This window comes from Borrelia parkeri, from assembly GCF_023035815.1.
GTDB classification, from domain to species: Bacteria; Spirochaetota; Spirochaetia; order Borreliales; family Borreliaceae; genus Borrelia; species Borrelia parkeri.
The window spans coordinates 526,845-547,368 of sequence record NZ_CP073159.1 but is presented as its reverse complement, the minus strand read 5'-3'; the positions used below and the strand labels follow the sequence as shown (position 1 = coordinate 547,368).

Genomic DNA, 20,524 nt, shown 5'->3' with positions numbered 1-20,524 from the left:
ATATCACTTTACTGCTTTAACTCTAAAAAAACAGGACAATGATCACTACCCATGACCTCTCTTAAAATTAAAGCATCTTTTACCTTTGATTTAAAAAATTCATTTACAATAAAATAATCAATTCTCCAGCCTATATTACGCTCTCTTGCCCTTGTTTTATAATCCCACCAGGTATAGTTCCCCGGATCCATATTAAACATTCTAAATGTATCCACATAACCTCCATTTAAAAAGTTATCCATCCAAGTAGTCTCCTCAATGTAAAAACCAGCAGATTCTCTGCTGGTCTTAGGATTAGCTAAATCAATCTCCGTATGTGCAATATTAAAATCACCACAAATGACAATATTTTTTCCAGAAGTTACAAACACATTTGCAATAGACTCAAGACTCATTAAAAATTCAAGCTTATAAGGAAGTCTTTTTCTTAAAGATTGAGAATTAGGAAAATACGCATTAATAAGAATAAAATCACGATAATGAGCAATAAGGCATCTTCCTTCCCTATCAAATATTTCCATATTCATATTTTCTAATTTAATAGGCTCAACCTTTGAATAAATACCAACTCCGCTATAACCCTTTATTATGGATTTTGAAAAAAATGAATAATACCCTTCAATATTAATAAGCTCCTTTGGTAACTGTTCTTTGCAAGCCTTAGTTTCCTGAAGACATAAAATATCCGGATTATATTTCTCAATAAAATCAAGAAAACCTTTACCAAAAATAGCTCTTATTCCATTGACATTCCAAGAAATCAAATTCATAATTATTTACCAATTCAAATCAAACATGTATCTGAAGACCATCATAAGCCAAATAAATATTATCTCTCTTTAGATAATCAAATTCTTCATGCATTATATCATGTGAAATATGCGTAAAATAAGCAACCTTAGGATCTATTTTTTTAACCTCAACAATAGCATCATCAAAATTCAAATGTCCAGGATGAGGTTTAAGCCTTAAAGCATCTATTACCAGTACATCCAATCCCTTTAAATAATTGTAAGAAATTTCAGGAATAAATTTAACATCAGTAAGATATGCTAGATTGTTTATTCTATATCCTAAACTAATTATATCCCCATGTAATAAAGGAATGGGTATTATATTTATTCCTCTAAAAAAAATTTGCTGTAAATCCACCGCCAAATTAGGAATAATATTTGCTTTTCCACTTGTAGACATTTTTGATGAAAAATTATGCGGAAAAACATTTCTAATATGTTGCATTGTACTCTCTCGCGCATAAATAGGCAAAGGAGCACCTCTTGTATAAAATTTAATATCATCAAGACCCATAATATGATCATAATGCTCATGAGTATACAATACCAAATCTAACTTAACGATATTTTCTCTTAAAAGCTGTGCTCTGATATCAGGACCTGTATCAATTAACAAGTTCATTCCATATAAATTGATTAAAAATGAACTCCTAAGCCTCTTGTTTTTACCAAAGTTTAAACAGCATACTCTACAATCGCAACTTAACATAGGAACACCACTTGACGAACCGGTTCCTAAAAAGATTCCCAACATGTACCACCATTGCCTCTTAAAGAACCCAATTATACCACACTAAAACCAAACGACAAAAGAAAATAATATATCAAACAAGAAATAATAAACAAAAAAGACAAAATTTAAACCATTTACAGTTCAAATTTTAAGGTATTGTATCACAAACCATTCAGAAAAAGAAATTATAAACTATATCAAGTATAATTAATTATATACTCCAATTTTATATTTTCAAATAAAAATTTAAAAAGTTATAATCAATACTTAAAGTTAAACAAGATAAATACCAACTCACTAACTTATTGAGTTATAAATTATATTATATCATTATAATCTACTTTATAACTCAATAAATTATTTTGTAAATAGAGTTTTTATGCTTATAATTATTTAAGGAAAAATTATTTTTTATGCATGAACAATCTTATGAAACAATATTTTTACTAAGTTTTAGTATATTTTTAATAATAAATTTCTTCAATTTTAAAAGAGAATTTTCTTACGAGGATTATTTCATAATTTTCCCAGGAATATTTTTTATAATTACTCTATATCTCATAGAGGTTAGACCATTAATGTTCTATACAGGATCCATATTTTTATTTTTCTTAATAACAACTACCATGAAAACCATAAAAACCATCATTCTTAGAAGACGAACAAAAAAGAAAGATAATAAACTTAGAAGAATTATTTTTACTATCCCATTTAAAATAATGATAGTACTACCATCAACAATGGTAGTATTAATTGCAACAATATTTTCATACCTTGGGTTCTTTACAGACTACCAAAAAGATGTCAATTCCACCTATAAAATAGGATTTACAAAAGTTAAAGATCACAAGAATAATTTAAATCTATCAGTTTGGTATCCAATCAGTCTCACCCTAGGATTTAAAAGTCAAAATCCTTTTTTTTATTACGATTTTAATCCATTTTTCATAAATGAAATGAACTATCTGCCAAAATATGAAAATGTATATAAAGATGCTCCAATTAGTGACAATCAAAAACTATATGATAGTATCTTAATTATACTTCCCTTTTATTCTCATGATTCAATGTTTAAATCATTTGTAAACAGATTAGTTAAAAAAGGAAACATTGTATACCTATACGCTCCACAATACAGACATATCAATACTCATAATTTTATTAAAAATAAAAATGCAGGATTGTTAGCTCACATTTCGAACACAACTATTAAGTATTTAATAGAGCCTATCAAAATTTTCAGCGACAGAAAAGACAAAATATCTGAAGTTACAGAGATTCAAAATATTCTTGAACTTATTAAATCAACTCAAAAATTAAAATTTCTAAATCTAAGAACAGATCTAAATCAATTAACTCTAATTACAATGGGAAATCAAGCAAATATTGCAAATGAAATCATTAGTAAAAACAAACAAATAAAAAAATACATAAACATCGGTGGAAAACCTCAAAGCTCAAAAATAAAAACATTGCAACTACTAATAAAGCAGGATGAAAATGAATGGCAAAAAACAGACATAGATCCATCCTCTATAAAAGTAATAAACATGAATCATATTGGTGAAATTTCTGATTTCATCTTTAGTAGAAGTTATTTAGAAAGTTTCAATTTCTTTAAAGACAAAAAATTAATGCTACCAAGATTTGATTTTATAACCAACGAAATCAATCAATTTATTGAAGACAGAGGATCTTAAAAATGCAAAAAAAATTTATACTGTTAACAATATATTTGACATTACTAACAGTAAAGAGTTACTGCATTGAAGAAATAATTGAAATAAACACTGAAATACAAAAAGAAAAATACATTCCCTTTTTACTAAGTAAAGGAATAAGTCAAGTAGAAGATCTTGTAAAATATACATTGAAAATGAATCCTTACCTTGAAGCGGAATATGTTAAAACAATTGCACAAACTTATATAGATGAGGCCATAATTGAAGGAATAAATTATGATATTGCCTATGCTCAAATGCTACTTGAAACGGGAATTTTAAAATTCAATGGTATCGTCTCTAAAGAGCAACACAACTTCTCAGGTATAGGAGCTACTGACAATTTTACAAAGGGAAATTCTTTTTCTAATATTAAAGAAGGAATAAGAGCTCACATTCAACATTTAAAAGCTTATGCTTCAAGACAAAACATAAAATCCAATATGGTTGATCCTAGATTTTATCTAGTGCAAAGAGGATCTGCTCCAACAATATACGATCTTACGGGCAAATGGGCCAAAGATAAGTTTTATGACAAAAAGTTAAAGAAAATATTGCTTGGACTATTAGAATCTGACAATGCAAAAAAATAAGGATACTATATTAGATATATTAGAATGGATATACAATAAATACAATAAACGCGAATTTGTTCATCCAGATCCACTAGAATTTTTATACAAATATACAGAAAAAGAAGACATCGAACTGGCAGGTCTTATTAGCTCATCACTCGCACTAGGAAGAGTTGAGAGAATATTAACAGCAATTGAGTCTGTTTTAAAACCTCTTGGAAATAAACCTGCAGAAACACTTAAAATACTTAAAAAAGAAGAATTAGATACAATATACAAAGATTTTACTTATAGATTTTTCAAAACAAAAGATATTGTAAGACTATTAATGTCCGTTAAGAAAGTAAAAGAAAAATACTTAACAATTGAAAATTTACTTCATAACATTTACAAAAAAAATAAAAATTTCATATCAAGCCTAGAGGATCTAATAACACAAATGGAAAATATCAATGGGCACTCATTTGGCATAATACTTCCAAAACCTTCAAGAGGAAGTGCCTGTAAAAGACTATTTCTATTCTTAAGATGGATGATAAGAAAAGATGATGTTGACTTAGGAATTTGGAATAAATTTAGCCCATCAAATTTAATAGTTCCAATGGATACTCACATGACAAATATCTCATCAAAACTATTTAATCTCAAAAACAAAAAAAATGTAAGTATTAAAAGAGCAATAGAAGTAACAAAACATTTTGCAAAAGAGAATAAAGATGATCCTGTAAAATATGATTTTTCTTTAACCCGGTTTGGAATAAACAGAGAATTTAATAAAGAAGAACTATTTACAAATATTTTCAAACTTTAAATACTAGGCATTAAAAATATTAATACTGCAAAAACTTATTTAAATTTCAGAAAATTTAAATAAGAGCAAACATTTTAATTTCAAGTAAATGTTATTTAACTAATTACTCAAGGAAGTTTTACCTAAAGAAAAAATGAAAATAAATTCAGTGATAATAAAATATAAAATTCAAAACACAAAAGAATTTCTAAATTTATTTAGCAAAAAAAATTAAATTTATCTTACGGTACAATAGTATTTAATAATTACAGCACAAAAATTTTTATCAAGAAAAACATTAATAAACAACTTTAAAAGCATTGCCCAAAATCCTAATGCCTTCAAGGGTTAAATACAAATTTGATACAAAATCTAAACTTATTAAAGGTAAAACCAAATAAGAATTTCCACCTGTAATTATCAATTTAAAATTCCTATCATAATTACGCATAAGCTCATGATAAACACCTTCTATTAAATATTTATACTGATAAATCACACCACTATTTACACTATCAACAGTTGATAAGCCTAGCAATTTCTTTGGTACTGCAAGATCAAAATCCGTTAAAAGATATGCATTTTCAATTAATGCATTCAAACTTGTGCAAGGCCCACCATTAATCAGACCACCAAGTATGCCTTCCTTTCTGCTAATCGCAAAAATAGTACAAGCTGTTCCAAGATCTACTACTAAAGCATCATTAATATTATAATACTCAATAGCCCCAACAAGATTTGCAAAAACATCTGACCCTAATACAAATCGATTGGTATTATAAAGATTAAAACTTAAGTCATAATTTAAATCAAATCTAATGAATAAAGGTTTTACCTTATAAAGAGCAACAATTGCATTAATTAGTACTTTATCAATAACTGGCACAACACTACTTACAAAAACTTGATCAACCTTGAAGTCAAATTTAAATTTAAGAAACTCATAAAGCTCCTTAAAACTCAAATCACGTTTTGTGCTAAGCTTACAAAATATCTGCATTTTATCCAGTCCATATAACGCAAAAGATATACTGGTGTTTCCAATATCAATGATTAACTGAACTGCAGCAACAAATTTACTCATCAATATCCTTAAGTACCTTTACATCGTCAAATCTTAAGAGAATTTTCATATCATCTGACTTCTTAGGTGTTATTTTTAAAACCAATGTCTTATTATCCGAATAATATCTCCATCCATCAGAATATATGTAAAACCGAGGATCTGTAAACCAATTAATATTCCTAAACCTAACCAAGGTAGGATTTGAAATACCTTTAAAAAAGAAATACCCAGGGGAATTTAAATTACGATTAAAATCAATAGAATAAAACGCATTAGAAAAATTAAAATTTACAATCTTTGATGAACCATATATCCAATGTCCAATCCCAAGATTTGGAAATAAACTAAATTTTGGAATATAATCATTATCAACAATATCAGCATAATAATTTTCATAAGGAATCTTCTCTATATCAGGTTTAAGTAAAGAATAATAAATAGCATTAAAAGCAAATTCCAAAATTAAATCATCACCTAATTGGAAAGCAAGTCTTTTAAGTAAGCCGGCAATCTTAAGTGTATATTCAAAATCCCAAGACAAGTCATTCTTATTATCAGAAACATACGCTTCTCCATGACTAGTTACAGAAAATAAAGTAGATACAAATTTAGTTAACTCTTCCCTAAGTCTCCCAAGAACAAAACTATCATTATCAAATTGCAAGAATATAATATAATTAGAAAGCACATTATAAGCCTGGGTTAAACTAAATCCAGAAGTCAATATTACTTCCGGTTTCCTTAAAATATCTAATGCACCATTTAAAATGGAAATATTTTCAGATAAAAAAATTTTCTCCAAAAGATATGCATCTTCTTTTAAATATCTTAAAAGCTTATCCGACTCAAGCGAATTAATAAAAGTTTTATTTACAGATAAATATCGAAAAAATTTACCAAGTCTTTCTGCATTAACATAATAACTTGCACTTAAATATGTTAAATGATCTTCATTAAGGTCAATTAAAGACTTAAGATTTAAAAAAGTAGCTTCATAATTAGGTCTTGTCAAAGACTCAGCTAAAAGATAAATAAATATATCCTCATCAAAAGAATATACATTACCTCTACGCCATCCACCCTTTTCAACACTAAAGTTTGACTTATGACTCCATGCATCATAGGCTTTATTTCTAAATTCAAGCAATGCTGAGTCAAAAAAATTTTTATCTACCTTCTTAATTAATGAATACACAACCGGTGAATTTATGTCTAGAGGAATATCCCTAGAAGGTTTTTTAGAGATCAATTCATCTGGAGTCTGAGATTCTTCAACCAAATTTCCGATCTGAAAAACTTCTTGAGGACTAACTGAAATTTCTCTCTCATTCATTTGACTATGTTTTCCCAAAGCAACCTCAAAATGACCATCTGTACCCTTAATAATAATATTTTCATCAAATAAAACTTTATAATCACTCTCAATTTCATAACTAATTAGTAGTTTTTTAGAAAGATTTGAACTAACATTAAAATTATCATTTGAATCAAATGAAAATAGTAATAAAATATTATTTTCAAAATAAACATGTATTGCATTATCCTGAACCTTATAAGAAATGGGATAAAGATGAAGCCCATTTGCAGGAATGATAATCGGTTTGGTTTTAGATAAATTTATCTTAATACCCCTTATACTAAGAGTAAGACTATCTAAAACATACTGACTATCTTCAACCTTATTATTAACTAATAATTTTAAATCCTTTAATAAAAATACATTTAAACTTAAATCTCTAAACTGAATAAAAACAATCAAAAATAAAAATAGAATACCAATTAACAAGTAAAAAAAACTTAAACCGCAATATTTATTCATATCATTAAATATTAATAATAAAGAATTAAAATATCAACATCAGTTGTATAAAAGCAAAAAACTTAATAAACTTAATAGAAGTATGTACAGTCAATATAAATAGGAGTAAAAAAATAAATGAAGATTCCAAAAAACTATATCCCAGGGACAAATCCATATAAATCTCTTCCCAAGAAACCTATTATTGAATCAAAAAAATTATCAAAAAAACAAGAACAAATAAATGCAGAAATAATGAATTCACAAGAAAGAATACTAAAATTATACATGAGAAGATTACAAAAAAAAGATCAAATAATTCTTCAAAACTTCATCATGGAAGGACACAAAGTTGGATCTAAGATTTTTAACAACTTATCAAAAATTTTAAAAGAAATAATAACTATAATGAATATAGAATCTCTAAAAGTACTACTTAGAAATACAAAAAATCCTATAAAAAAACTTTATATCAAGTTTTCAACTTGGACACTAAACAAACTATTAAAATCTATTAACAGCTCAAACATAACACAAGACAAACAAACATCTAAAAAAAATGTAAAGAAATAAGAAACTAAAAACAAATGCTCCAACATTCTTGAATAACTAATAAAAATTTTTTAAGGCAGCTTTTCACATATGTAAAAGTTTAAGCTATTAAATTTAAAAGTCACAAAACTTTAAAAGTTTACCCATTAATTAAAAATAAATTCCAAAATAGAAAAATCATCTCTAAACGCATTATATCTTGATAAATTTAACATCTTCTTATAAAGACGTACTAAAATAAAATCATCTAAATCATATGTATTGTCTTGCAATATTTTATAAAAATCATCAATAGCCATTATTACATCTTGCTCATTTTCAACCTCATAAACACCATCACTAAAAAGTAAAAGGTGTGAAAATTTACTCAATATACATTCATTCTCCTCACAAGAATACATCTCTTCAATCCCAAGGATTGCTCCTCTTGTCTGAAGATAGACATTATCCTTAGCACTTAAAACAACAGCAGGCGGTGCTCCTGCTGATGCAAACCTTAGATGTCTTGTTTTTACATTTAAAACACCATACCATAATGTAATAAACATATCACTTTTAAACTTAACAAAATAACTGTTAACATAACTTAAAACTTCAGAGGGACTTATATCATTATTATTCATGATATAAGAATTAATAACACTTGAAACACTAAGAGATAAAAGTGCAGAACCTATCCCGTGACCTGAAATATCTATCAAATAAATTATTAGATTATCATCATTAACAAAATAATAATTAAAAAAATCTCCTCCGATTCTTTTTGATGGAACAAAAATCCAATTAGAATTAAAAAATTCGTTTTGCATCTTCTTGGGCAATAAATTCTCAATATAATTTCCAGCTTCTATTAGTTCACTCTCAAAATATTTTCTACCACGAAGTACAAGATCTAAATATTTTTGTCCCTGCTCTATAATCTTTTTCTTTTCAATAAAACTACTTATCCTAATATCAAGTACCAAAAAATCTAAACTTTTTAAAAAATAATCATCAACTTGCTCTTCAATAAAAATCTGAATAATATCTTTTTCACTGATTTGAGAAATAACAATAACAGGAATCATCTCATAAAGACTATTACTTTTAATATTCTTAAGCAAGTTTAAAATCAACTGTATATCTTCATCCGAATTTAAATCAAGAATAATTAAATCATAAAAATCATTACAGAGTAACTGATTGAACAAGTCAACAGCATCTGCAGATACAACAATATAGTCTCTTAAAATTAAATAATCTGTAAGTCTTTTACTATAAATACTATCACATGAAAAAATCAATATCTTATGTCCATCTTTATTTAAAGCTTGTCTACTTGCAAGAGAAGAAGAGAGAAACACATTTTCAAGCTCAATTTCTATATAAGATATTATCGAAGAGATCTTATAAGCAATTGCCTTAAAAAAAGCAATACCAGCATCTCTAAGCCCACTATAATGCATAGAATTATCTATTAATTCCAAAGATAAATACAGATAAGAAACCAAATCACATTTCATGCTTCTAATCAGAAATTTACCTAAGCTTAAGTCTTGAGAACCTTCAAACTCTCCCTGAAACTTATTAACAATCTCTAAAGTTAACTCAAGACAATTTGTAATATCATCATAAAAATACCTAGGGGTTTCTTTATAAAGTTCATAAGAATAAGTATTGATAAGCAAGAAAATATCTTCTAATTTTAAACTAAATTCATTTAATATACTAATAACATTATTACTATTCATCCTCAGTCAACGCAACTTTTGAAATAGGAAGTAAAATATCATCACCAAAAGCTTTCCTAGAAACTTTAACTATCATAGAACCTTGCCTTCTTTTATACTCACTACTAGAATACAGATCTAACACCTTTGCAACCACTTCTTTTCCAAAAGTTTCATAAAGCAACTCCAAAGGTTCATTTTCAAGCAAATATCGACTTAATATTTCATCAAGAATTTCATATTTGGGAAGAGAATCACTGTCTTTTTGATCAGGTCTCAATTCAGCAGAAGGTTCTTTTGAAAGAATATTAACAGAAATAATTGATCTACCTTCTTTTAAATTAATATATTTTGCAAGATTATAAACATCTCGTTTAAATAAATCGCCAATCAAAGCAATTCCACCACAAGAATCACCATAAAGGGTGCAATAACCAACAGCAATTTCACTTTTATTTCCAGTATTTAAAAGCAAAGACTTGTTTGCATTACTATAAGACATTAAAAAAAGCCCCCGAAGCCTGGCTTGCAGATTTTCTTCAGTAACACCCTTTGTATTAAAATACCCATTAAAAAACTCTAAAACAGATTGAAACATACCCTCAATAGGCATATCAATCAATTTAAATCCCAATTCCATAGCAAGTTCTTTTGCATCAAAAACAGATCCCTTTGATGAAAACCGACTAGGCATAGAAATACCAACAACTCTATGAGCCCCTAAAGCAGCACATGCAATATAAGCAACAACAGCAGAATCAATGCCTCCAGAAACACCTAAATGAACTTTATCAAAACCAGAGAGATCAACATATTCTCTTAAACTACTTATCAATGCCTCAATAAGTTTATCAAAAATTTTAGACTCACAGTCAAGTTCTAAATCATGAAATCCTTCATTAAATAAAATATCGTCTTCAAATTCCTTAGCCTGTTTTATTTTTCCGTACTCATTAATAAAAAAACTCAGGCCATCAAATACAGTAGAGCCATAAACACCACATAAATTGGCATAAACAACTTCCAAATTATTTCTCATAGCTATTTCTTTAAAAAATTTAAGCCTTAAGTTATTCTTCTCGCCAGTAAAATAAGACTTTGATGGAACTAAAATATAGTCAGCTTGACTGAAAGACCCATTAAATTTGTCCTCAAACCCTTGAAACAAAAGATCATCGTCCAAATTCAAGACAGCAATACTTTGACCCTTATAATTAAATAAGACTGGCTTATTAACTTCTCTAGTTGTCAAAACAAACTGATGATCATTTACCACTGATACGCAATCTAATATTTTGCCCTCATAAAAACTATAATGTCCAAATACAACACAAAGTCTATCATCAACCTGACCTTTTATAAAATCAAGGCCATCAAGAATTTTTTTCAAAAATTCTGCTCTATGCAACAAATTCTCATACTCAATGCCCCCAACAAAAATAAAAGGAAAAACTAAAATATCAACTTTATTTTGAAGAGCATACTCATAATTTTTCTTAAACACACCCAAAATATGCTTAAACTTAAAAAGTCTACATTTTGTCTGCGCTATACATATTTTCACAAAGTAAATAATAAGCAATAACAGAAAAAATTACAAGAAAATGCTGATCCACACTTAACAGTTTTTTAATCTCATCATTTGTTCCAGGCTCCTGAAAGCCAAACTGATTACAAAAAAATCCCAATATTAAAAAGCCACCGCTTATATATCCTGTAAAGCACTTCCAAATCCTGATATTGCTCTATATGAGCACAGTAACTTGCTATATTAACTATAAGTAATATCTTAAAAATGTAATCCGAGAGAGAAATTTCAAAACCTGATGAAAAGTTTACTCCAAAACCACACAAAATCATAAAAACCCTTAAACATATTCAAAACAAATCTTTAGATATAACTTTAAACAAAAAAATAACCAATGTATTTTTTTTATTTTGACAAAAAAGTACACATAAGAATTTACTAAACTCAAAATATGTATCAATATTATACTATTATGGCTTAATAGTCAAAATCTACTCTTTTAAAGATAATTAAAACGAACCAAATTCACAAAAAATTTCTTAAAGAAAAAATTTGTAAAATATTTTCTTTAAAGATAAAATGCTTTATAAAAGGAGGCTAAAGTGGGAGAAAAGGAACAATGTGAAGAACCTGAAAAAATCAAAGAAAAAAAAAATGACATACTACAAAATGAAAACAGTCCTAGCATGGAAAGCAAAGTCACTGAATTAGAAAATGAAATTTCAAATCTAAAAGATTTGTATTTAAGGAAACAAGCAGAATTTGAAAACTTTAGAAAAAGACTTGAAAAAGATAAAGAAAATTTTATTAAATTCGCAAACGAAAACATAATGAAAGATATAATTAATTTTCTTGATAATTTAGAAAGAGCAATAGATTCATCAAAACAATCAAGGGATTTTGATACTCTATTATCAGGAATTAGTATGATTGAAAGTGAAATGCTCTCAAGCTTTGACAAAAAATATAATCTAAAAAAGTTTGGCAAACTAGGAGAAACCTTTGATCCAAGTCAACATGAAGCAATAAGCATAGAAGAAAAAGAAGGGGTTAAAATCCCTGAAATCGTAGAAGTATACCAAAAAGGATACTGCTACAATAATCGAGTATTAAGAACTGCAAAAGTTAAAGTTGCACAAAGCAAAAATTAATATTAGAAATCAAAAAAATACAAAAGGAGGTTTTATATGGGAAAGATAATAGGAATTGACCTTGGGACAACAAATTCATGTGTGGCCATAATGGAACACGGAAAACCTGTTGTAATACAAAATTCAGAAGGAGGAAGAACTACTCCATCAATTGTAGCTTACACAAACAAGGGTGAACGACTTGTAGGACAAGTAGCAAAAAACCAGATGGTTACAAATCCTGAAAACACTATATACTCAATAAAAAGATTTATGGGAAGAAGATTTGAAGAAGTTGCAAGTGAAATCAAAATGGTTCCTTATAAAGTAGAAAAGGGACAAAATGGAGATGCTCGTGTAAACATTTCCAATATAAAAAAACAAATGTCACCACCAGAAATATCAGCTGCAACTCTTACCAAAATGAAAGAAACAGCTGAGGCCTATTTAGGAGAAACTGTTACTGAAGCTGTAATCACGGTTCCAGCATATTTCAATGACGCTCAAAGGCAAGCAACAAAAGATGCTGGTAAGATTGCAGGACTTGATGTTAAAAGAATCGTTAATGAACCAACAGCTGCAGCTCTTGCTTATGGAATTGAGAAAAAAAATGAAGAAATAGTTGCTGTTTATGATCTTGGTGGTGGAACGTTCGATATCTCAATACTTGAACTTGGGGATGGTGTTTTTGAAGTTAAATCAACAAATGGAGATACCCATCTTGGGGGAGATAACTTCGATGATGAAATCATCAAACATTTAATTACTGAATTCAAAAAAGACAGTGCTATTGACCTATCAAACGACAAAATGGCACTTCAAAGGCTTAAAGAAGCAGCCGAAAAGGCAAAAATAGAACTCTCAGGTGCTCAAGAAGCATCAATAAATCTTCCATTCATAACAGCCGATGCAAATGGACCTAAACACCTACAATACACTCTCACAAGAGCAAAATTCGAACAAATGGTGGATCATTTAGTTCAAAAAACAAAAGAACCATGCCTTAAGGCTATTAAAGACGCTGGACTTAAGGCTTCTGACATCAATGAAGTAATACTTGTTGGAGGCTCCACAAGAATACCAGCCATTCAAAAAATCGTAAAAGAAATATTCGGTCAAGAACCAAATAAAGGTGTAAACCCTGATGAAGCTGTTGCAATAGGAGCTGCAATTCAAGGTGGAATATTGACAGGAGAAACTAAAGATATGGTACTCCTTGATGTTACACCTCTCTCATTAGGTATTGAAACCCTTGGTGGAGTTATGACAAAGCTAATTGAGAGAAACACTACAATTCCTACCAAAAAGAGTCAGGTATTCTCAACAGCAGCAGATAATCAAACTTCTGTAGACATTAAAGTCTTGCAAGGTGAACGTGAAATGGCATCACAAAACAGAGTACTGGGTAATTTTATTCTTGACGGAATACCAGCAGCACCAAGAGGAGTTCCACAAATAGAAGTTAGCTTTGACATTGATGCTAATGGAATAGTTCATGTTTCTGCTAAAGATATGGGAACTGGAAAAGAACAAAAAATTCGAATTGAATCATCATCAGGACTATCTGAAGACGAAATTGAGAGAATGGTTAAAGATGCTGAGGCTCATGCTGAAGAAGATAAAAAACTGAAAGAGAGCATAGAAGCAAAAAATGTAGCTAATTCCTTAATTTACCAAACAGAAAAATCTCTAAAAGAATATAGAGAAAAAATAACAAGTGAGGATAAGGAAGATATTGAAAATAAAATAAAGGAACTTAAAGATGCACTAGAAGGCTCAGATATAGCTTTAATTAAATCAAAAACAGAAGAACTTCAACAAGCTTCTTATAAAATAGCTGAAATGATGTACAAAGATGCTCAATCCAGTTCATCAAATCAAGACAATGCTCAAAACAATGCAAGTAGTGAAAGCAAAGAAGCTGATTACGAAGTTGTTGATGAGGATAAGAAATAGTGAAAAGAGATTATTATGAAATTTTGGGGCTCTCAAAAGGAGCCTCAAAAGATGAAATCAAAAAAGCATATAGAAAAATAGCAATCAAATATCACCCTGACAAAAATAAAGATAACAAAGAAGCTGAATCTATTTTTAAAGAAGCAACAGAGGCTTATGAGGTCTTGGGAGATGACAATAAACGTGCTCAATACGATCGATTTGGACACACAGCTTTTGAAGGTGGAGGGGGATTTAGTGGTTTTTCTAGTGGCTTTAGTGGATTCTCAGACATTTTTGAAGATTTTGGAGATATCTTTGATTCATTCTTTACTGGAAGACGAGGACAAGATAAAAATAGACAAAATGAAAAGGGTCAAGATATAACATATCAAATAGAAATATCACTTGAGGATGCCTATTTAGGTTATAAAAATAACATTAATATCGCAAGAAATATGTTATGTGAATCTTGCTTAGGAAAAAAATCTGAAAAAGGAACCAGCCCTTCAATATGCAACATGTGTAATGGTGGTGGCCGAGTAATGCAAGGAGGAGGCTTTTTTAGAGTAACAACTACATGTCCCAAATGCCATGGAAATGGAAAAATAATATCAAATCCTTGCAAATCATGCAAAGGAGCTGGTAGCCTTAAATATAAAGAAACAATCGAACTTAAGATTCCAGCAGGAATTGATGATTCTCAACAAATAAAAATGAGAGGAAAAGGCAGCGTAAATCCCGATAATCAACAATATGGGGATCTCTACATAAGAGTATCAATAAAACCCCATAGAACTTTCAAAAGAAATGGAAAAGATCTATACGCAACTCTTCCAATAAGTTTTACTCAAGCAGCACTTGGAAAAGAGATAAAAATACAAACAATAGCAGAAAAAAAGATTGAAATAAAGATCCCAAAAGGAACAGAAAATGATGAACAAATCATCATCAAGAATGAAGGCATGCCAATACTACATACAGAAAAATTTGGAAATCTCATTTTGATTATTAAGATCAAAACTCCTAAAAATTTAAGTTATAATGCCATTCGTCTACTGGAAGATTTAAGCAAGGAAATCAATGATATTGACAAAGTCACTTTAAATAAAATTTAGTATGTATATTACACACGCCAATTCAATAATTGAAAGCATAAAAAATAATAAAGGACTTGAATTATACATTTCAAAAACAAGTCCAAAAAGCATAAATATTGAAAAAATAGCCAGAGAATATAATACTAAAATAATAAAAGTGAATGATCTTGCTAAGATAATTGGCAACAACAATCATAGGGGTTTTGCATTAAAATTAAAAATTTCTAAATCTAACAATACAAACAAACAAGATAAAAATTTAGAAGAATTCTTAGAAGAATTTCAACATAAAAATAATGTATTTATCTTAATACTTGATGGAATAGAAGATCCTCAAAATTTTGGAGCAATTCTTAGAACATCAGAACAATTTAACATTGATCTTGTAATTACTAGCCAAAGACGCAGTGCAAAAGACAACGCAACCACCTTAAGAACTAGCTCTGGCGCAAGTCAATATGTTAATAAATTGATAGTCCCAAATATAAATAATATAATAAAAGATTTAAAAAAAAATGGATTTTGGATATATGCAAGCGATATCAAAGGAAAAGCAATAAACACAATGAAAATAAATGATACCAAAATTGCACTTATTATGGGAAATGAGGGCAAAGGAATACACAAATTAATAAAAGAAAATTCAGATTTTTTAGTAAAAATCCCAACTACAGGCAAAATAGATTCATTGAATGTATCGGTTTCAACAGGAATTTTAATATTTGAAATAAAAAGACAACTTAACTTACTTTAACATATTTTTTAGAATCAAAGTAATCTAATTATCCCAAAAAATTTCTCAGCTCAACAGAAGCTAGGAACCCTTCAGCAGCAGCTGTAATAGCCTGTGCATAAAGCTTGTTACTAACATCACCACACGAAAACACTCCCTCAACACTAGTCTTAACGAAATCTTGAGTAGAGATATATCCATCCTCATCCAATTCCAAAAATCCTTTTACAAACTCCGTATTTGGCTTATAACCAATAGCCATAAATATCCCATCTACACTTAATTTAAAAGTAGAATTATTCTTATTATCAATAATTTGCACCATAGATACAACATTATCTCCATTAACTTCTATAGCCTCACAGTTATATAAAATCTCAACATTAGGTAATTTTTCAACATTCTGTCTTAACATAGCAATAGCTTTCAAATAATCCTTTCTCACAATAACATATACCTTTTCTGATAATTTGCTTAAATAAATAGCTTCCGAGATTGCGGTATTACCCCCACCAATTACTACAACTGTTTTTCCCTTAAAAAGATGCCCATCACAAATTGCACACACAGAAATACCTTTATTCCAAAACAAATCTGAATTCTTAAGAGTATTAAGTTTTTTAGGTACCGATCCCGCTGCAATAATAACAGCTTTACTTTTATAAATATAATTATCAGTAAAGAGATAAAAAATATTATCTCTTTTTTCTATAGATGTTACAGTCTCAAGATAAGTGATAGCACCCAGATTGATCACCTGTTCTTTCATATTTAACATCAATTCTCTTCCATTTACACCGTTTTTAAATCCTGGATAATTATACACTTCCGTAGTTGTTGTAAGCTGCCCTCCAGGCTCAGGTCCTTCTAAAATAACTGTCTTATATCCACTCATAACAGTATAGATTCCAGCCGTAAGACCCGCGGGTCCTGAACCAATAATGATTACATCCTCAATGGAACTCATCGCTGTTCTTAAAACCTTTTTATTACTCTTTTTTATATCCAGTACTTCAAACTCTAACATAAATATCCCGCAACTCCTATTTCACTTATTAAAATACACTATATAAAATGTTTAAATATAACTTCATCCAAATGTTACATCAATAAAAAATATTTGTATTAATTTAAAAGTTTATTAAGATTAATCTCTAGGACACAACATGGAACCATAATTCCAAAATTTCTCAATATGTAAGGCGATACTTCACCAAAGCCACCTAAGACGGTGTCATTGATTAAAATATCAGCACCTCTGCCATCTATATAAAGAGATTTTCTTGATTCTCTTAACTTAAATTCAATATTTAAATAATAAAAAAGAGATGAAACTAAAGAATTAATCTCATTAAATGAAAACTCCTTATCAGCCATCAAAAAAGCCAAATTATCATAAGTAATAGTACCATCAACACTATTTAAATCTTTTAAAGCTACCTTCCCAATCTCAAAAATCTTATGCGGATAAGGAAAATTGGAACTAATACTCTCAGATTTAAGCAAATCAGACACTATTGAGCCCCTAATATACTCATACCCCTCTGTCATTGGATTAGCAACACTTAAAAAATCATCACCTTCAATATTCATCTTTTCAATAAAATCTGTCTTAGATCCCAGATAATTATAAATCATTTCCTGAAATCCCATTCCAATCATTAAATTTTTAATATTTCTTGAAAACTCTTCTATCTGACTCAGTCTTCCTAGAGTAAAATCTTTGGGAAGCTCTGGCTTAAAATTATCCAATCCCATACCTATCATTATTTCTTCAATAACATCTACTTCATGAAGAAAATCATTCCTATAAACAGGAGGAATAACATAAAATTTATCTAATTCCTTAAAGTAAGCTGAGATCCCTAATTTTTTTAAGTCAAGACACATATTATTTGCCGTAAAATTGCTACCAAGCATTTTATTAACATTATCAACATTAACCTCTAGTGTATTTTGAAAATAATAAGGACAAATTATTTCTTTCCCAAATAAAGTTTCGTTAGGAAAGATGGTCTTTACTGGTAAAATTTCAAAACCCATATCATGCAAATCACAAGCAATCACTGACAAAGATAACAAAGTAGCCTCAAGATTAGTTCCCGTAACTTCAATAAATAAATCGGTATCACCTACCTTTAAAGCTCCAATATCATGAGAATTGATTACCGGAGGATAAGAGAGAACCTTATCATTATAATCTAACAATAAAGGATATTTATTAAAACTTGCAAGAATAGTCGAATATTCTATTCCTTTAGAATGTACCCTATTGATCTCCTCAATAGACATTTCAGTATCCATACCTAGAGGAATAAATCTATAATCAGAATTACATACAGTATAACTTAATGGAAACTCAATTAAATCTGATGAGTACATCCCCATCGCAACCCTTTTACGCTTTTGTCCATAATTATGACAAAGCTTTTCCTGCAACTGAATCAAAGTTTCAAGCATTCGTTCATTGCAAATCACACCTTTGGCCAAAAATCCAAAAATAAAAGGCCTAATACTAAATACTTCGGGACTGACCAAAATTTCACCATAAAATTTTTGCAAATTATCTGCCATTGAAAAAAACTTAAAAGAAGGTAAATGACCAAAAAGATATGTCTTAATTTGACGCGCAAGTCCTGTATAAGACCATAAATCGGGTCTATTTGTATCATTAAATTCAATTTTGATCTTATCATTAACCGTATCAAATTCACAAATTTCAGCCTTAGTCATTTCAAGAATAGACACAAGTTCAGATTTCGTTAAAATTTTTCCTATCTTTTCTAATAAAATACTCTTATAAATTTCAACCTTAGGCATTGACTTTTCCTCGCCTCAATACAACATCACCAATATTATGGGTAAAAAGCTCCCTTAAATCACTTAAACCTAAATGCATTAAAGCCATTCTATCAATGCCAATACCCCAAGCAATAACAGGAACATCAATTCCAAAAGGTTTTGTAACCTCTGGTCTAAAAATACCGCTCCCGCCTAACTCAAACCAACCAAGCACAGGATGTTTCACATGAACTTCAATTGACGGCTCTGTAAATGGAAAATAAGCAGGAACATATTTAACATCAGTAGCACCAGCCAATTCTTTAGCAAAAATTTCAAGAAGACCTAATAAGGTTTTAATATTAACATCTCCAATAACAATCCCTTCTGTTTGATAAAAATCGGCCCCATGAGTAGCATCAACTTGATCATATCTAAAACACCTAACAATTCCAAAATATTTACCAGGATTTTTTGCATTAATTAATTGCTTTGCTGAAAGCACTGTACCTTGAGTTCTAAGCACTAATCTTTTTGAAATACTCTCGCTAAAATCATACCTCCAACCTCTTGAACCTGTAGTGTAACCATTTTCATGAACAGCTTTAACATTAGAAAAATAAGGCTCGGGCAAAGATTTAAGTGCGCTTGGTTCCTTGATATAATAAACATCCCTTATATCACGTGCAGGATGAAACTGAGGCATAAAAAGAGCATCATTATTAAAAAATTCACTCTCAACCAAAGGACCATCAAATTCTTCAAACCCAAGACTTACAAGCTTATCCTTAACTTTAGCAATATACTCTGAATAAGGATTTGCACGCCCAATAAAGGTTTTATTAGATGAAACATGAATATTATAAGCCCTAAAGTTTTTATTTTCATAAGTTTTATTTTTTAACATTTCAGGGGTCAACTTTACAATCTCATCACCTGTTAGATTACTTCTTTCAAGTTCAGATTTTACTTCTAATCCAAATTTGGAAAATTCAAATTTTAGGTCCAAGCTTTCTATCACCTTAAATAACACATCACCAGCGCCTTTTTTCTTAGAATAATTAGAAATGACTAACAATTCATCTTGAGATAAATCATCTTCTAAAAGATCGCTGTTTTGAGCTTTGAAAAGTAATTTTTTAACTATCTTGTAACTAGAACGCTTTAAATCCTTAACAAGGATTTCTTTACCTAATCCCAAAGATAGAACTCCCTCTTTAGATAAATTGCCAAATGCCTTACCAACATCTCTGGCATCAATTTCTAACTCTGACGGCAAATTGGCAACTAGAACTGTTTTTCTAGATACAAGATTGATTATTCTCTCCTCAACTAAACCATTAGCTAAAGCATCAACACCTTTTTCAGTTAGGCGATAAAACACATTAAGTTTTCTAAAAGTTTCCCTAAGAATATCTTTAGAAACAAGCCATTCAATTGTTTTATTTGATTGTCCTTCATTATAAAGTAAATCCGCAGCAAGCCTTAAGGCAAAAATTTCATCTCCCTCTTTATAATTTAAAATCACTTTTATCTCAAGAGGATGTAAAGTCCTTACCACCTCAAATATATTTTTCAC

At 29.3% G+C, this 20,524-nt stretch carries 17 protein-coding genes and 1 pseudogene; 8 read left to right on the top strand and 10 right to left on the bottom strand.

The genetic code is table 11. The features are described 5' to 3' along the window. Window positions 1–8 precede the first annotated feature (8 nt). Both xth and bpSLO_RS02655 read right to left on the bottom strand, forming a co-directional pair. On the bottom strand, window positions 9–770 hold the full coding sequence (gene xth, locus bpSLO_RS02660; RefSeq protein ID WP_025375531.1) for an exodeoxyribonuclease III: 762 nt from the start codon (window positions 768–770) through the stop codon (window positions 9–11). Window positions 771–789: 19 nt separating this feature from the next. Further along, a complete protein-coding gene (locus bpSLO_RS02655; protein WP_025407375.1) occupies window positions 790–1,548 on the bottom strand; it encodes an MBL fold metallo-hydrolase in 759 nt (252 codons plus the stop codon). A gap of 392 nt (window positions 1,549–1,940) precedes the next feature. Between bpSLO_RS02655 and bpSLO_RS02650 the strand changes: the two genes are divergently transcribed. The 3 genes from bpSLO_RS02650 to bpSLO_RS02640 are packed head-to-tail and all read left to right on the top strand — an operon-like array spanning window position 1,941 to window position 4,634. Beyond that, the gene (locus bpSLO_RS02650; RefSeq protein WP_025407376.1) at window positions 1,941–3,227 is read left to right on the top strand and encodes a hypothetical protein; all 1,287 of its coding nucleotides are present in this window, start codon (window positions 1,941–1,943) and stop codon (window positions 3,225–3,227) included. A gap of 2 nt (window positions 3,228–3,229) precedes the next feature. Continuing rightward, on the top strand, window positions 3,230–3,841 hold the full coding sequence (locus bpSLO_RS02645; RefSeq protein ID WP_025375528.1) for a glucosaminidase domain-containing protein: 612 nt from the start codon (window positions 3,230–3,232) through the stop codon (window positions 3,839–3,841). Beyond that, window positions 3,828–4,634: a TIGR02757 family protein gene (locus tag bpSLO_RS02640; RefSeq protein WP_246989767.1), complete on the top strand. Its 807-nt coding sequence runs from the start codon at window positions 3,828–3,830 to the stop codon at window positions 4,632–4,634. Before bpSLO_RS02645 ends, bpSLO_RS02640 begins: the two co-directional genes overlap by 14 nt. Window positions 4,635–4,911: 277 nt before the next feature. Here the strand turns inward: bpSLO_RS02640 and bpSLO_RS02635 are convergent, their stop codons facing one another. Together bpSLO_RS02635 and bpSLO_RS02630 are read right to left on the bottom strand one after the other, a co-directional pair. Continuing rightward, on the bottom strand, window positions 4,912–5,697 hold the full coding sequence (locus bpSLO_RS02635; protein WP_025375526.1) for a type III pantothenate kinase: 786 nt from the start codon (window positions 5,695–5,697) through the stop codon (window positions 4,912–4,914). Further along, complete coding sequence (locus tag bpSLO_RS02630; protein ID WP_025407377.1) at window positions 5,690–7,498, bottom strand: hypothetical protein; 1,809 nt, start codon at window positions 7,496–7,498, stop codon at window positions 5,690–5,692. Before bpSLO_RS02630 ends, bpSLO_RS02635 begins: the two co-directional genes overlap by 8 nt. Window positions 7,499–7,615: 117 nt before the next feature. Here bpSLO_RS02630 and bpSLO_RS02625 point away from each other — a divergent pair, with 117 nt between their 5' ends. Then, window positions 7,616–8,050 carry a hypothetical protein gene (locus bpSLO_RS02625; RefSeq protein ID WP_025375524.1) on the top strand — a complete coding sequence of 145 codons (435 nt, stop codon included), beginning with the start codon at window positions 7,616–7,618 and terminating at the stop codon, window positions 8,048–8,050. Between the two features lie 125 nt (window positions 8,051–8,175). Here bpSLO_RS02625 and bpSLO_RS02620 read toward each other — a convergent pair whose 3' ends face one another. The 3 genes and pseudogenes from bpSLO_RS02620 to bpSLO_RS02610 form a co-directional block, all read right to left on the bottom strand. Then, window positions 8,176–9,759, bottom strand: a complete 1,584-nt coding sequence (locus bpSLO_RS02620) for a PP2C family protein-serine/threonine phosphatase (protein ID WP_025407378.1) — start codon at window positions 9,757–9,759, stop codon at window positions 8,176–8,178. Beyond that, the gene (gene nadE, locus bpSLO_RS02615) at window positions 9,752–11,302 is read right to left on the bottom strand and encodes an NAD(+) synthase (protein ID WP_025375522.1); all 1,551 of its coding nucleotides are present in this window, start codon (window positions 11,300–11,302) and stop codon (window positions 9,752–9,754) included. Before nadE ends, bpSLO_RS02620 begins: the two co-directional genes overlap by 8 nt. Beyond that, a pseudogene (locus tag bpSLO_RS02610) lies at window positions 11,271–11,598 on the bottom strand (hypothetical protein). Before bpSLO_RS02610 ends, nadE begins: the two are co-directional and overlap by 32 nt. A 306-nt stretch (window positions 11,599–11,904) precedes the next feature. Between bpSLO_RS02610 and bpSLO_RS02605 the strand changes: the two are divergent. Genes bpSLO_RS02605 through rlmB form a run of 4 tightly spaced genes read left to right on the top strand, consistent with a single transcriptional unit; the run spans window position 11,905 to window position 16,185 of the window. Beyond that, a complete protein-coding gene (locus bpSLO_RS02605) occupies window positions 11,905–12,417 on the top strand; it encodes a nucleotide exchange factor GrpE (protein WP_051401547.1) in 513 nt (170 codons plus the stop codon). Window positions 12,418–12,453: 36 nt separating this feature from the next. Beyond that, complete coding sequence (gene dnaK / locus bpSLO_RS02600; protein ID WP_025407379.1) at window positions 12,454–14,352, top strand: molecular chaperone DnaK; 1,899 nt, start codon at window positions 12,454–12,456, stop codon at window positions 14,350–14,352. Next, window positions 14,352–15,449: a molecular chaperone DnaJ gene (dnaJ, locus tag bpSLO_RS02595; protein WP_025407380.1), complete on the top strand. Its 1,098-nt coding sequence runs from the start codon at window positions 14,352–14,354 to the stop codon at window positions 15,447–15,449. Before dnaK ends, dnaJ begins: the two co-directional genes overlap by 1 nt. A 1-nt stretch (window position 15,450) precedes the next feature. Next, the gene (gene rlmB, locus bpSLO_RS02590; protein ID WP_025375517.1) at window positions 15,451–16,185 is read left to right on the top strand and encodes a 23S rRNA (guanosine(2251)-2'-O)-methyltransferase RlmB; all 735 of its coding nucleotides are present in this window, start codon (window positions 15,451–15,453) and stop codon (window positions 16,183–16,185) included. Between the two features lie 28 nt (window positions 16,186–16,213). Here the strand turns inward: rlmB and trxB are convergent, their stop codons facing one another. From trxB to bpSLO_RS02575, 3 genes are all read right to left on the bottom strand, one after another. Continuing rightward, a complete protein-coding gene (trxB, locus tag bpSLO_RS02585) occupies window positions 16,214–17,191 on the bottom strand; it encodes a thioredoxin-disulfide reductase (RefSeq protein WP_025375516.1) in 978 nt (325 codons plus the stop codon). 98 nt (window positions 17,192–17,289) lie between these two features. Next, complete coding sequence (gene pheT, locus bpSLO_RS02580; RefSeq protein ID WP_025407381.1) at window positions 17,290–18,984, bottom strand: phenylalanine--tRNA ligase subunit beta; 1,695 nt, start codon at window positions 18,982–18,984, stop codon at window positions 17,290–17,292. Further along, window positions 18,977–20,524 (bottom strand): phenylalanine--tRNA ligase subunit alpha, encoded by a 1,548-nt coding sequence (locus bpSLO_RS02575; protein WP_025407382.1) that lies wholly within the window; start codon window positions 20,522–20,524, stop codon window positions 18,977–18,979. The genes pheT and bpSLO_RS02575 overlap by 8 nt, the downstream gene beginning before the upstream one ends.